Below are 15,613 nucleotides of genomic sequence, written 5' to 3'. Positions count from 1 at the left end.
AAATAGCGTTTTTTTTTATATAAAAAGAGCAAGCTACATCGAAACTTAAATGCAGCTTGCTCTTGTTTGAGACTGACTATCAACGTGTTTGTTCAACAATGGACTGTCACGAGTTCAACGCCGTCCAGTCCGCACTTCGCTACGGAGTAACTTCGTCCGGGAGGCGGGGAACGCCAAACCGGTTCGATTCACACCACATCAAATACTCTTATATATCCTGTAAAGAAGGACTGCTGCTTCGGCCCTGGTTGTCTTACCGATTGGATCGATCAGGCCATTATAGCCTTCTATCAGTCCCAATCTGATAAGGTTTGCAATACTGTTTCTGGCATAACCTGCCACCTGTCCCTCATCTTTAAAGCGGCTCAGATCACTGTTCTGATTAGCGTTCAGTTTGTTAACCAGCAGCAAAGCTCTCTCCGTCAACACCATCATGTCCTGTCTGGATATGGCAGCCTTTGGGTTGAAGTTGTTGTTTCCAGCCCCTTCTGTAATGCCCAATTCCTTGCAGATACCAACCGCTTGATAATAGAAAACCGTCGGGTTCACATCATCATAATTTGCAGTAAATTCCGCTGAAAGCCCCAGGGTGTTTACCAGCATGACTAGATATTCCCCCCGGGTAATGGCTCTTCCCGGAGAGAAAGTAGTACTGGCGGTTCCTTCGAAAACACCTTTTGATGCCAGTGCTTCAATGATGGTTCGTGCCCAGGGGAGGCTCCCGAGATCGTCAAAGCTCTTTTTCACAAAAGCTACGGCATATTGTGAAAAATGCGTGGTCGTAAAGATTACCGATCCGGTCTTGCTAACATACTTCCCGCTAGGGACCTGGATCGCATTCCCCTTACCATCCAGATAAACCACGACAATATGGTCGGGATCCTTTAGTTCTTCTGCAGTCGGCGTGTAGGGTATGGACACAGTCACGTGGGCATTGGGGTTGTTCCAATCTACCTGCTTTCCGTCGACCAACAGATTCAACTTGATGGGCTCTCTGTTTCCGACAAGCTCTTTCGCCTCCTGGCTTAAAGTAGACTTGTCCCCCTTCTCTATCCTGATTGATACGTTGCTGGATCCTTTGATTTCGGACTTCTGCAACATGTTGTCTGGTACGCCGATAGCACCCAGGTCTGTTATCACATTCAATACTCGGTTGGCTTTCCCAGTGTTAAGGAAATCGGCGGAAAACATCAGCGTATAAGAGTCGGCCCCCCCTGCTTTGGGGATTTCAATCGTTACTGTCTTGATTCCGTTTGCATTGGCTTTCTCAGCGGCAAATGCCTGGTTCAGCAAATGGGTTGCCAGATCTACCGTAAGGCTGCCGGTGTTCTTATCATTTGTTGCTGTGGCACTTTCATTTCCCCTGCCTAACGGAATCGTCACATAGCCTTCATGATCATTATTGTTGCCGTTGTTTCCATTATTGTTGCCGTTGTTTCCATTATTGTTGCCGTTGTTTCCATTGTTGTTGCCGTTGTTGCTATCTGGGTTTGCCGTGGTTGTGAATCTAAGTTCATACTCCGCAGACAGGCTATTGCCTGCCGAATCCTCAACCGCTCCTGCCGGAATGACTACCGTATAGGTGCTGCTGTAATCAAGGTTTTCATCAGGCGTGATTACCAGTTGGTTATCTACAATACTGTAAGTAAAGCTTATTGCTTGATTTCCTTTTTTCAATGTAATATCACCGATGGTACTTCCTGCAAAAATGTTCTCGTTGAAATTGACTGCGATCTTACCAAGAGCCACACCGGCAGCATTATTAACTGGTGCTGTGGATGCAACTACCGGACCATTTGCATCCACAGGAGCATTCACTTTCGAGACGCTGTCAATAAAGAACTTACCCTGCCAAGCTGGTATCCCCGCATTTTCCATCCGCTGACCGATTTCCATCTTGGCAATGCTTTTCCTGAAAGTACATTCGGTAATATCTACCTTAACGGGCACCCAGGAATCAGGTGATAGAGTAGTTTCCCGTATGAATGTTTCTCCCGTGGTTGAAGTCAATTTGAATGTGGTTATATAGGAAACAGCGATATCATCTCCTGTTCCGACTTGACCATCAGGTCCTGGTATTCCCGGAACCCCTCCCCAGCTGAAAATGGCGTAAGAGATGTCTGTCACATGACTCAAATCCATGGGTGTCTCATAGTTGATCCCCACCATCTTCTGTATTTCCGGAGATACACCAGCCATGTCCACCTGCAGCAGCTTGCCGCCATTCTGAGATCCAGGGATTCCGACAATTTTTGGCGTACCCCCGCTGGACAAGACGGAATTCACACCCGTGATGCTAAGGTCTGTCGGGTCAGATTTGCCCCAGCCTTCAAGTCCGGTCTCGAAGCTGTACATGAATTCAGGCATGTCTGCCGATACAGTGATGCCTATCGACGTTGTTTGTTTCTCATTTTTTACGATAACCGTAGTAGCACCTGCAGCTTTTGCTTCCACAAATCCATCGGAGCTAACCGAAATAATTCTATTATCATAGCCCTCATAAGTCGTGCCTTCGGATGCTGCCGTAATATCATTAACACTGCTATCAGACATGGTTCCACGGATCACAAGTTGCATTTTTCCGCCCAGTAGAGCAAGGGTTTCGGTGCTCTTAACAGGTGAGATGCTGCTCAATGCGACCGATTGATCTGATTTCAGTACACTAGAGATGTTGTCGATAAAGAACTTGCCGGCCCATGCAGGTATATCAGAATCGTCTGCACGATGTCCGATCTCGATTTTTACAATCCGGCTCTTGAAAGTGCATTCGCCGATGTCAACAGTAATAGGCGTCCAGGAATCCGATGGGAATTGATTGATTTTCTCAAAAGTTTCTCCTGTGTCCGAGGTCAATCTGAAAATGGTGTTATATTTTACAGGTCCGGTCAAACCGCCCCAGCTATAAATGTAATATTTTACAGCATCTACATTACTGAAGCTCTGAGGGGTCTCATAACTAACGCCTACCATTTTCGCGACTGCAGGGGAAACGCCTGTCATATCTACCTGCAGCATTTTCCCACCATTTTGCGCTCCGGGTATGCCGCCTTCCTTGGGAGTTCCGCCGCTAGATATAGCTGCGCTGACACTACCAATGTTGCTATCTGCAGGATTAGACTTGCCCCACCCTTCAAGACCGGTCTCAAAGCCGTAAACAACTTTGGGATGATCGGCCGCTACGGTAATGGAAACTCTAGCGGTATACCCGCTATTGCTGACAGTGATGGCCGTGGTTCCGGCTGCAACAGCCGTAACAAGCCCATTCACACCGACATCAATGAGATTTGCATTATACCCCATGTAGGTGGTTCCTTCAGCTGCAGCGCTGACGTCTTTGCTTGTTCCGTCAGACTTACTACCGCGGATCACCAACTGCATTTTGCCTCCATCCAATGCAAGAGTCTCCGTTGTCTTATCCGGAATAATGCCTGTCAGCTGGGAAGCTTGGGTTGATCTTACATTATCAATATAGAAGAATCCTCCCCAGGGCCCTGAATAGTAAGCAGTATCCTTGCCTCTGTAGGAAATTTCAATGGTTTTTACATTGTTCTTACCTGCAAATGTTGAAATATCAGCAGATACGGTAACCCACGTATTGGCGCCAATTTGTTGTTCAAAGTCGAAAGTTGCTCCATCAGCCGCTATCAGCTTAATCTTGGCCAGATATGCCGAAGAAGTTCCACCCCACCCGTATATATCAAATTTGATATTATCATAAAAGCTTAGATCCACAGGTGTCTTAAAGGTTTTTACTGCTATACTCTCCGTGGTAGCTACTTTAGGTGCTTTTGCAATCTCTAGCATATAAGACCCATGCTTTGCAGCGGAAGGATATAGTTGGTGCGTAGAATCTTTTTGCACAGCGGCCACAGATGAAGTGCTGCTTCCGGCAGCCCAACCATCCGTGAATCCACCTTCAAAATCGCCAAAAACCAAATCTCCGTTATCATTTGTATAGTCAGGCACATGAGCATCCGTCAGTTTAAATGTGAATTTCTGATCGCCCACCGTAACCTCTAGTTTGCCGCTTTGATAATTGACCAAATTTATCCCTGTAATCATTGTCTCAACGATTTTCTGTTCGCTGGAACCAATTGTAACAACACTGTCGTTCTTATCCAGAGTAATGCCATTCAATCCGGCTAAGCCCACAGTTCCTGTAAAACTCTGGTTACCCTTATTTTGAATATGAATCGTCAATGTATCGCCTACATCTACCACTTCATCACGATCCAATGAAACCGTCAAATTTGTGAGGACAGCAGAGGCAGCCAAAGACACATCATCCACCTGAATAGCTCCGGTTGTCCAGGCAACCGGTTTCTCAGGTTGAGCCCATACTTTAATGCGATCTACACTGTCGATACCGTCCAATCCTGTGAGATCCAGGGCTACTTCATTCCAGGTTTCTGCCTCTGCGATGACAGAGCCTTCGCTAACCTTGTCCCCGCTGTATACACGGATCATGAATTCCGCCTTTTCTTCTGCGCCGATACCGCTAGCCTTGACAGAAGCTTTGATTATAGGTGTGGCAGTCAGATTCCGAGGTGTATCAAATACTTTAGTCACACCCTTAAAGTCCTTGCGGTACGAGCCGGCAACGGGGGCCTTTAAGCTTCTTTCTCCTTCCGCCTTGTCGGTAGTATCCAGGGAGACGCTGGAAACGTTGTCCGTAGCAAACCAGCCATTCATATCATCTTCAAAGTTACTAAGCTGAACCTCTCCCGTTATCGCAGAAGCAATCCCCATAGGAATATGTGCCTGGGCAGGTCTTGTCTCCAGCTTTGCCAGGTCAAACCCCGGAATAGCCTCCTGCCAGCTGCTCACACCAATAATACTCTTGGCAAAATCCGTTGCGGCAAGAGAGTCTACTGTATCGATTTTTTTGAAAACGTCATATATCGCCTTTTCCTCTCCAGCCTCAAACATCTGGCCCGCCATGGTAGTCCACAGCCCTAGATTCAAGCCGCCTTCTCCCGCATGGTCTACATGCCGGTGGAGAATGAAGGCATCAATTCCAGACAGGGATTTCACCTTATAATAGGCGTAAGCATAGGCTGCTGCCTGTACCTCCTGCTCTTCCAACGTGTTCCCGCCGCTGTGAAAGCCCTGCTCCGAGAGAATCACATGCCGCTGGGATCCGTTATAGGTTATGTGTGTCTGCTGCAAGTAGTTTGTCAGCACCTGTAGATTCTTGAAGGTAATGCGGTAGGTATCGAAGGTGTCGGTTGCGGTTGTATCCGCCCAGGTCTTAGGATTAAAAAGGTCTTCCGGATAAGGATGGAAAGCGACATTCCATGCATAGTCTCCACCTTCCTTGGCCAACTTGTTCAGGGTATCCACGACGGCCTTGTTGCTATAAATCCACTGAGAATCCGGCGATTGACCATCATTCCAGAAATGATCCAGAGAGATATAAACCCTGTTATTTGCACTTATGCTCCTGACAATGTTATAGGTCAAACGTACGGTACGCTCATACTGTGTGACATAGTCGCCCAGCAGTTTGGGGCCCATGTTGTTCCATACCTTGTTCTGTCCTACTTCGTTTCCAACAATATACCCCATGACTCTTCCATAGGCTTTGTCAGCTCTGGAATAGCGCTCAGCCAGGAAGCTGGTAATCGCTTTGTAGTAGTTCACACCCGCTTCATTGGTGATGTTAGGGGCAAACACCGTACCCTCTGGAGTGCTATCGGGATGGATAATATCTTTGTTGGGAGAGTCCGGATCATCCATTCCAGTCCTGTACATGATCAGAATTGCTGTTACCGCCATTCCGTTATCCGTCATGGATTTGATCTGGTTGTCTAGGTGGCTGATAGAATCCTTTCTAAAATAAAAGGTTTTCCCTTCAAATTCATAAGGAATGGAGCCGGCACCATGATCGCTCAAGGTCAGCAGTTGGTCATAAGCAATGTTGATGGCGCCATGCTGAACCCCCAGACGTTCGGCATCTGCAGGAAGCTGTACCTGCAGGCCCTTGATGCTTTTAGTGGTCGTGTAGGGATCTGCATTCGTGGCAATAATCTCCGGATTGGTCACGTATTTTGGGGTATCCGCCAATACATACTCACCGTTGCCATTTTTCAATACAACTACGAATTTGGAGTAAATTCGACTGACATCATTCTCAACCACATTAAAGCTCAGGCTAAAGCTCCCGGCAGCCACACCTGTCGTAAGAGCTGCCATCGGGGCATAATCTATGATCTTTTCATCCGCATATACCGGCAGTTCAAAGACCATGACTTCCGCACCCGGGTTGCTGCTCAGATAATCGGACTTCACACTGCCGCTGATAGCAATCGTAGTTTTATCGCTATCAACCGCAAGGCTGTCGACCTTCCCCTGATACGTATAGGATTCCAGGTTTTGCAGCGAAAAATTGATCTTATCAATATCCAGCATCGTATCTGCTTCAGTTGCTGTCATGGGTGAAATCCGAATTTTATCGATCTTGTCGCGCCATAAAGGGCTGGTCATTCCAAAATCATAATCGGTGAAGACCAAAGCATCCGCTATATTGAACTGCATGGACTTTTCTTCATCCCAGGTCTGGTCCTGATCGGTAATCCATGCCATTTTCACCTTGGCAGCTCCCGTATTGTTCTTCATACGGATGTTGATAACATTGCGTTTTGATGCATCCAGCTTCAAGCTGGATGATTCGAGATAGGTATTTGCCGTATCCGTAACCGTATATTGAAGGGAATGATTGTTGGCTGTTACAGATACCGCAGCCGTTCCTCCCACTGCTGAAAACCCTTCGGTACTGCCTTCAACATTGAAATCAAGGTTAGCAATCCGGGTAGCACTCAGATAGTCCAGTTGCAGTCTGCCATCCCAGAAATCATATCCAGGGTCTCCTGGAGACATCCCTTCAAGGTTATAATTTTTCATGTAGGAGACTTCTATTTTATTAATACTGTTTTTATTCGCCCAATTATGGATATCAAAATAAATCACATTCCATCTGTTTGCGGTCATGGTAGAGATGGCTTCATAAGTATCTGCACCGCTGGTGAGTGTCATTTTGATATAGAAGTCGTCCAGTTTCCAGCCCCATACATCCGCAGCGACCGCAACAAAATTTGCATCTGAAAGGTCAAGAGGAGAATCGAATGTCCGGTATATCGTTCTCCATTCGTATGCCTTCACTTGTTGAGGTACGATTTCCAACGCTCCCACGCCTTCATAGGGAGAACCCGGAGAATTGAGGAGTGTAGTCACATTGTTAATCTCGTCTACATGGGTCCCGACAGTCCATAAGGCTGCCTGATCCGATGTATTGAAATCATTGATCACTTGCTGCGGATAGATTGTGCTTCCTGTATATGAATTCTTGACCGTAAGTGTTGGATCGTAGGGTCCGGCAAACACATGGATTGGAGGAGTTAGCAATTGCAGCAAAATGGAAGCGATTACAACAAGGGAAATAAAGTTTTTTCTTCTGAACATTAAATGTAAACCTCCTTAAATGGTCATTTCTATATATGGCTATCAATTTAGCTCAGGCGGACGGGAATCGAATGATCAGGATACAAACGTATACAGTCGACCAAGAATATTGAGACCGCTTACTTGATTTAACGGCAGGATTTGCCGCTATCTCATCACAAATATCATTTTTCACAAGGATAACGGCAGCGATTGCCGCTATCGATCCAATTATGCCTCGAAATCATTAAGAATTCTTTGAATAACGGCAATTAACTTGATAGCCGGATTTGTATATAAAAAGAGTAAGCAACATCAAGACTAGAATGCGGCTTGCTCTTGTTAAAATTTAAATAGACTTCCATCTGTTTAACGAAAGACGGTAATCAGTTCAACCCCGTCCAAGCCGCACTTCGCGACGGAATAGCGATGTCCAGGCGGTGGGCCTTCGGCCGGTCCGATCTTCCACATATAAGGGGATGCCAATTTGCAGGGTTCGCCCGCATGGTGAGGTCCCCACACGTTCTGCTGCGTGGCGGACACGATCACGGAAAGCTGGTTGATGCCCGGCGATAGGCTGGCCGTTATATCCGTATGGGCTCCCCCCATGTGAAGCACCGCCTGTGCGCCGTCGTTCACCCGAACGTGAGCAGCTGAGCCTTGCAGCCCTTCCATCCGCAAATAGTAACGAGTAGACGAAAGATCCCCTTCTTCCACGACGACCGCCTCCAGCTCGTATTCCGTTTGGCCGCCGTAAAACGGCAAGCCTTGAACCGTCCAATCGCCGGCTTCGAGGGCGGGCATCTCCGCATGGATGCGGAAGCCGGATTCGACAGGCTCCACCCCGAAATCGCCGAGCAAATAGATAGGCTCTAGTTCAAGCAACGGATGGAATGCGGGCGCGCGAAGCGCAATTTCGTTAACTCCGATGGCCAGCTTGCCGGTGAGGTCGAAGACGCCAAAGACACGGTCCATCCAGCTTTCCGATTCGGAAAAGTCTATTTGCACTCCGTTAACTTCCAGCCGGTAAAATTCGGCTCTTTCCACAGCCAATCTCGCGCGGGACGGAACAGAGGCGGCTTCAAGCCGGAACACCGCGTTGAATCCATCGGTACGTTGGCTTAACGCCCGATCCAGTACTCTTCGCTTGTATTGCACGCTGTTGTCCCAAGGATTCGTGTCGAATCCATTTTCCTGGAACAAGAAGTGGCAGGCGCGCTGAACGGAAACGCCCTTCAACTCCTTATGACGGCTGCGCACGTCCGCGTAATCGAGAATGAGCGCATTCTCATTAAGCGGAGTTATGCGACGGAACGCTAGGCTGCGATGCTCTTCGTTTCGCGCGTTCGGGGATGGCCCCGCCGCGGCATCGAGAGTCAGCCACTCGCCTATGTCGCCAACCGAAGACGCGCCATTCGTGAGCAAGAAGAAGTACGAGTTGCCCTGCTCTAACAACAACTGTTGCTCGCCGGTTACCTCATTCGCCGTGCCTCGCAGAAGATCCAACCGTACAGCTGCATTTTCGAATAAAACTAGCGAAACCATCTTCGGTTCCGGCGCGCTATAGGTCATGAACAACATCCGATCACCGTTTGACAACACCCGCGACTGAACCGCTAGACCTCGAACTACCGCCATTGCCGGAGCAGCGGCTGCATCTCCGATTTCAGTGCCAATTTCGCGCAAGGCGTATCCGCAGCGTCTCCGGCTCTCCCCGCCCCACCTCTCGAGGAGGGCAGCAACGTTCGTGCTCTCCCAAGCCGCTGGTTCCCGATCCGCCAACTCTCGGACTGCCATGTTCCTCTTGCCGTCCACGTAACCCGGCAGACTGTCGCCTAGGACCCAAACGATACCGCCCGCTTTGACATACTCAGCTAACAGCTTTACAGTTGATGCCTTCACGGTTTCCATACCTGCCGGAAGCACGACTTCGTCGTAAGAAGCAAGGCCGACCGTCCACTTGCCGTCCGCTATCCTCCCGTGATTTGCCATGATCTCCTCATCACCCAAGTCGTAGTCGATTCCGGCATCCAAAAGCTGCTGCAGAAGATCTTTATAGGCTGCCACCATCTCTTCGAAAGGCTGTCCGGCCGAATTCCACGATGCCGTCGCCGGGTAAAGGAACGACGTTTGGGTCGGGTGCAGGAGGAGAACCCGACGATCGGGCTTACCCTGCGTCAGCGCCAGCTGCGCACGGGCGAAATAATCGTTCATCTGGCGCAGCTCGTACTGCCAAGGCAGGCGCCAGTCAAAGGATTGAGGATGATCGCGCTTCCTCGCTCCCGCGAGCGATCCTGCCGTCAGATGCGGATTGATAAAGTTGATGCCGTGAACGAGCAGCCAGTCCCCAATCCGCTTGTAATCCTGCGTCGATGAATCGAAGCCTCCCGCGCCGAATGCCTCGCATAACGTTCGATGTTTACCGAGTTGATGCGAAACGCTGGCTGCCTCTCGCACCGTGACGAGAAGCGTATCCGTCCCGTCCTTCTCCAATGGAGAGCAAGTCAGGAAGTCGATGCCCGGCCAATCCATATATTCATAGAGCGACATGACGTTGGGAGAGAATCGCACCCACGGAATCGGCCATTGATGCTCAAGGTAATGCCCTGTGAACGCCAAGCCGTTAGACTCGCACCACTTGGATAGGGGAACGACGTAATTTTCTTTCCACAGTTCGTACATGACTTGGTAATAGTCATAGCGAACCTCTCTCGCTTCACGCAAACTTCCCGTCGCATCTTCGATCTCCTGGAAGAGCAGCGGCAAGTGCTCGATCAGATCGTAGCCGGTCCGGTCCGCGAATTGCGCCGCGAACCAGTAGGAGAACGGAATGGCCACCTCGTCCGGACGAAACAGGTTGCCGGGCGAAATTTCCGGTTCGTCGGTAAAGACGGCCGGAATCGTCGTCCCGAACCGGTCGCCGAACCGGTCCTTGTAGCGTTCATGGGTGTTCGAGATAAACACGCGGGCCACTTCCGGCCGCAACAAATCCACGTACGCGAAGCCTCCTAGCCACGAATTCGTTTCTGCCGGCCGCCAGTCGTACACGGCGAACGATCGGCCGAAGCTTCCCCATTCGCGCACCGGCAGCCCGGAGAGCGATTTCGTCAGGCGGATTCCGCCTTCCGGCGTTCGTTCGAAAGCGTAAGCCGCGATAGGATGTCCCGGACTGGCCAAGAAATGTTCGTTCGCGTAAGGAAGATCTCGGGCGTCCACGTTCTCGTAAAGCGTCTGCGCAGCGGCGCGGCTCAAACAGTCGGGAAGCTCCGCGGACACGTGCCCGCCGCCGAAACCGGACGGATACGAATTCTCGTCGTAGATATACAAGTGAAGTCCGAGCTTTTCCGCTTCATCCAAAGCTGCCTTGAACAAGCCGAACCATTCCTCGCCAAGGTACTCGTTAACGAGACCGGGCCGGGGGTGAAAGAACCCTCCTCCCATCCCCATCGTTTGCAGGTGCGCGAGCTGCTCCCTGATTTGTTGCTCGTCATGTTCTCCGTTAAGTACCCAGAAGGGCACGGGCCGATACTTCGCCGTTGGATCTTTGTATTCTTTAAGCCACTCGTATGGGCCTGTATCCATCTGTGAACCCTCCTACATTTTCAGGGCGCCTTGCGCCATTCCCTGGATGTAATATTTCATGCCGAATGAAAATACGAGGATCAACGGCAAGGAAGAAATCGTATATGCGGCGAACTGCACTCCTTTGTCCGTAATCCCGAACTGCTTCGTAAACTGAGTAAGCCCTACCCCGACCATCTGCATGCTGCTGTCCCTGATCGTGAGCAAGGGCCATACGTAATCGTTATAAGTGCCGACGGCCTGCATGATGAAAATCGTGGCGAGAATCGGGACCGAAAGAGGAAGCACGATACGCGCGAACACCGTCCACTCCTTCGCCCCATCGATGCGCGCAGCTTCGAACAGCGAGCTCGGCACCCCTTCCATCGATGTACGGCACAAGAACGTTCCAAAAATTTGCCCCCCTGCGGCATGAGCGATAATGATGGCCAGCGGAGTGTTGGTCAGCCCGAGCTTCTCGTACCAGACGTAGGCAGGAATGAGCGTAAGAACGGCAGGAACCATCATCATGGCCAGCAGGAGAATGAACAGGAACTCTTTACCCGGAAACTCCTTCTTGGCAAAAAGATACCCCGATACAGCGGACAGGCACACCACTGTCGTGCTCGCGCCAGCCGAATACAGAATTGTGTTGACCACATACCGCCAAATACTGGAGAAAGCCTCCGCGTAATTTTCCCACTGCGGGGGCGAAGGCAGCGACCAGAAACTGCCCAGTATCTGAGAATTGCTCTTCAAAGAGCTGTAGAACATGAACAAAATCGGAACCAAAGTAAGAACAACCAGCAGCGCAAGGCACAGGATCAGGATGAGCTGCCTGAAGGAAGCTCGGCTGAACATCGCGCCCCCGGATGGCTTCGAAGTAGTCATGGCCATTTTAACCCCCTAATCCCGCGAACTTCGCAGGAACTTCATGTTGATTACCGTAATAAGCAGAATAACGAAGAACATCGACACTCCCAAGGCAGAAGCGTAACCAAGCTGGTCGAACTTGGTAGCGGCGTAGTACATCTGCAGAGCCGGCACGTAGGTGGAATCCATCGGCCCGCCGCCCGTCACGATCAAGATTGCGTTGAAATCCTGGATAACCCCGATCAGGGTAAGGATGATCAGAAATTTGAACTGCCCCGACAAAAGCGGGAGATGAATAGACCACACGATACGCCTGAACTTAGCCCCGTCCATCTTCGCCGCCTCGACCAGTTCCTCGGATATGCCAAGCAGGCCGGAATAGAGCACCAGCAGTTGTAGAATGCCAACGAAAGGAAAACCGATGAAGAGAACGGACCATAGGGCTGTTTTCGGATCGCCGAGCCAGGCATGACTCAAGCTTCCAAGACCTATCGCATCCAGAAAATGATTGATGAGACCGACGTTGGGGTCGTACAGGTTTTGCCAGATCAGCAGCATGGCCACGATGGGAATGACCATCGACGCGACGAATGCCGTCCGGAAATAATATTGAAGCCGCTTGCTTTTCAGGTGATAGATCAATTCGGCCACGATAAACGGCGGAACGATAGCCTTGATCAGCCCCGTCACAATCAGAATGCCGAGGTTGGCGATCCCTTTGGTTACGTATTCGTCCTCCAGCATCCTGCGGAAATTCGCCAGGCCGACATAAGTTGAGCGGCCCCCGGGATTCCAATCGTACAAGGAATGATAGAGTCCCGAAAAAGCGGGTACGTACAGAAATCCGATCAACAGGAAGAAAGCCGGAAACAAGGAGAGGTAAATCCACTTCGCTTTCCAGATTCTTCGGAACACGGAGAGGCGATCGTATTTCTTCAGCACAAGGAGCAAGACCGCCAAGGCAATAAGCAAACCCGCCGCGATTGACGCGTTCACGTACAGAGCTTTGCGGGCGGCGGACTCGGCCCCCTTCACGACGGACTCCACGGAATAGTGGTGAATTTGCCCGTTCTCCGTTCCCCCGTAAAGGTTGCCGGCTTCGGAATCGAAGGCAAGCTGAGTCGCAGGGGCGTTTACCTGGGTTTTCCAGAGCACCTTGCCTTTATCCGATATTAAGTAAAAGTTGCCCGAGTAATCGGCCGCACCGATCGTCCTGCCATCTGCGGTTACGTCCACGTCCTTGACGGAATCCAGTACATCGACCGTTCGTACGACTTCGCCTTTAGCGTTCAGGACGATCAATCTGGGCGTCGTAAGCCCGACGACGATTTCCCCTTCGCCAGTAACCGCGATGCTGCTGATCGTTCCGTCGATGCCGATCTTGTAGAGGAGGTTGCCTTGTCCATCCATCAAATAGGCGTTCTGGTCTTTGCCGCCGACCGCGATAAACTTGCCGTTCGGGGCTACGGCTGCGTCCTCGACGCGGAACCCAAGCTCCGTCTTGCCCTTTACTTTCCCGCTAGCCGTATCGATGAGCAGGAGATCCGGGCTATTCTGAACGGTGACGGCGGCGATCGATCCATCCGTCGAAGCCGACACCCCTTCTACTCGCTTTTTAAGATTCAATTCCCATAGCGGGTTTCCATTCAGATCATAGGCATACAGGCGGCGATCGTCCGACGAGACGAGCAGCTTCTCGTTCCCGATGACACTTACGCCGGTCACAACGTTCTTCGCTTCGATATCCGCTATTTTCTTTCCCTCTTGGTCGAACACGTAAGCATGGGCGTCATAGCTGCCGACGGCAAGCTTCGATCCATCCGCCGACAACGATAGGGACGTGACAGCTTTCCCTTGATCGAGCGTCCAATTCTCCTGCGCGGACACGTTCATTGGCGCTAATAACACGAACAGTCCGAGCGACGCCAAACCGAGTTTCCATCCGTTCCTCATGCGGTCATCCCCCTTTCCTGTCTGAAACGGAGGTCTGCACGGACTTCTGACGCCCGTGCAGACCTTGGGTTTATTTTCTCTCCGGCGGTTTGCGTTCCGGTGTATCCAGATCAGCCGGCTCGAGTTTCTTATCCTTCAATGCGGCCGGGAAATGCTTGTCGACCGAAGCCTGGTACTTCGTCAAATATTGATCGATCGTGATTTTGTTTCCGAAATATTGCTGGATGAGGCCGACCCACTCCTGAACGGACGGCTGGAAGTCCCATATGCCGCGGGCGAGCGAGTTGTTCGCGCTTGGGAAGCCTTCCGTATTTCCGATCGGCTTGAAGTTCGCGAACGCTTTGGCCATTTCTTCGGGAAGCTCGATATCTTTCAGCGCCGGAGAGCCGGCAATGGAAGCATCCTTGCTGTTCTGAATGGCCGTTACGTATACTTTGTAACCTTCCGGACTAGTCAAGTACATCATGAAATCGATGCCCAGCTCCGTCTGTTTCGCATCCTTGGACACGAGCCCGTAGAATCCGATCGGAATTTGAATCGTACGGGCTGGCGCCATGACTTCAGGCCCTTCCATCGAAGGCATGTTGAAAAATCCGTATTCGAATGCTTTGGCGCCGCCCTTCGTACCCGATTTCTTCTCGTCCGCCAAATCCTTGGGCAACTGCCAGTAGGACCCCGGGGTGCTGAGCATTGTTGCCGCTTTGCCCGTTAGGAACAAGCTGTAAGCCTGCTCGGAGTTGACTCCGAAGAAACCCGGTTCCGTGTATTGGAAAAGTGTTTTCAAATTTTCCATGAACCCTTTCCATTGCGGGTTTCCTTCGATCTTGAACGGTCCCGTCTTCTCCTTGATCGCTTTCCACACGCGGACGTCGTTCTTGGTGACTTGGCTGTTCGAGTCGTTATAAGGATCCGTCGGGTCAAATTTCCATTTGTCGTCCAAATCCGCTACAAAGTTATAATCGCTAGGCTGAGATCGGACAACATTGACCGAATCCCTCATATATTGGTCGCCGTATACGCGGACGAGCCATCCTGCTTCCCCGCTCCACATGGAATTGGAATTGCCGGCGAGCGCAAGCGGTACGAAGCCCGCTTCCTTGATTTTCTTGAACGCTTCGATCAATTGGTTAAAGGTGGTCGGAGCCTCGGTAACGCCCACCTTCGCGAAAATTTCCTTGTTATAGAGCCATACGATCTGCACCGACTCGAAGTTGAGCGTGTACAGGTGGTCGTTTTCTCCCATGGCATCAAGGTTGACTCCCATCGTGCCAAGGTCGAGAGTCTCTTTCCATGCCTTGCCGGAGTAAGGATTAGTCTTCTCGAACCAAGGCAAGTAATCGACGAATTTACGGTCATTCTGCAAGCCGGCCACTTCGTTGATGACCGCAAGGTCCACGTCCGGCGTTCCGGCGGCGAACTGCGAGGTCAGCCATTCTTTGTACCCTTCAGCCGGCTTGTTGTCAACGGTCACTTTCACGTTCGGATGTTTGTTCATGTAGGCTTCCGCTACCGCGTTCCACACCGATGCGGACGCGTTCGGCAGCGAAATCTTGAGCGTGCCCGACAGATCGGGAGCGGCCGAGGCCGACTCGGACGGCGATGCCGATTCCGATACGGAAGGCGCTGGCGAAGGCTCCTTGGAAGCGCTATCAGCAGGTGACGACGAAGCATTGCCGTTTCCTTTGGAGCATGCTGCTACCAAAGAGAAAACAAGTGACAGGCATAAGACGGCTAGCCATTTTTTTGAGACTTTCATCTGACCTCTCCTCTATTAAAAGTATACTTA

5 protein-coding genes are annotated in these 15,613 nt (G+C 50.7%); all 5 read right to left on the bottom strand.

The window, feature by feature from the left end; genetic code table 11:
• Positions 1–198: 198 nt before the first annotated feature.
• The 5 genes from K7P76_RS07955 to K7P76_RS07935 all read right to left on the bottom strand — a co-directional run bounded on the left by K7P76_RS07955 (position 199) and on the right by K7P76_RS07935 (position 15,583).
• Positions 199–7,461, bottom strand: coding sequence for a DUF5722 domain-containing protein (locus K7P76_RS07955; RefSeq protein ID WP_232184713.1), 7,263 nt, complete (start codon positions 7,459–7,461; stop codon positions 199–201).
• A 348-nt stretch (positions 7,462–7,809) separates the two neighbouring features.
• On the bottom strand, positions 7,810–11,022 hold the full coding sequence (locus K7P76_RS07950) for a glycosyl hydrolase (protein ID WP_232184712.1): 3,213 nt from the start codon (positions 11,020–11,022) through the stop codon (positions 7,810–7,812).
• 12 nt (positions 11,023–11,034) lie between these two features.
• The gene (locus tag K7P76_RS07945) at positions 11,035–11,892 is read right to left on the bottom strand and encodes a carbohydrate ABC transporter permease (RefSeq protein ID WP_232184711.1); all 858 of its coding nucleotides are present in this window, start codon (positions 11,890–11,892) and stop codon (positions 11,035–11,037) included.
• 15 nt (positions 11,893–11,907) lie between these two features.
• Positions 11,908–13,827 carry an ABC transporter permease subunit gene (locus K7P76_RS07940; RefSeq protein WP_232184710.1) on the bottom strand — a complete coding sequence of 640 codons (1,920 nt, stop codon included), beginning with the start codon at positions 13,825–13,827 and terminating at the stop codon, positions 11,908–11,910.
• A 70-nt stretch (positions 13,828–13,897) separates the two neighbouring features.
• On the bottom strand, positions 13,898–15,583 hold the full coding sequence (locus K7P76_RS07935) for an ABC transporter substrate-binding protein (RefSeq protein WP_232184709.1): 1,686 nt from the start codon (positions 15,581–15,583) through the stop codon (positions 13,898–13,900).
• Between the last annotated feature and the right edge of the window lie 30 nt (positions 15,584–15,613).

Origin of the sequence: Cohnella silvisoli (assembly GCF_021190915.1) — a bacterium.
Classification (GTDB): Bacteria; Bacillota; Bacilli; order Paenibacillales; family Paenibacillaceae; genus Cohnella; species Cohnella silvisoli.
Note: the sequence above shows the minus strand (reverse complement) of the source record. Positions and strands in the feature narration are given on the sequence as shown.

Bases quoted from the DNA above. Each gene is read 5' to 3' on its own strand.
- K7P76_RS07940 (WP_232184710.1), bottom strand. From the start codon at position 13,827: ATGAGGAACGGATGGAAACTCGGTTTGGCGTCGCTCGGACTGTTCGTG.
- K7P76_RS07950 (WP_232184712.1), bottom strand. From the start codon at position 11,022: ATGGATACAGGCCCATACGAGTGGCTTAAAGAATACAAAGATCCAACG.
- K7P76_RS07945 (WP_232184711.1), bottom strand. From the start codon at position 11,892: ATGACTACTTCGAAGCCATCCGGGGGCGCGATGTTCAGCCGAGCTTCC.
- K7P76_RS07955 (WP_232184713.1), bottom strand. From the start codon at position 7,461: ATGTTCAGAAGAAAAAACTTTATTTCCCTTGTTGTAATCGCTTCCATT.
- K7P76_RS07935 (WP_232184709.1), bottom strand. From the start codon at position 15,583: ATGAAAGTCTCAAAAAAATGGCTAGCCGTCTTATGCCTGTCACTTGTT.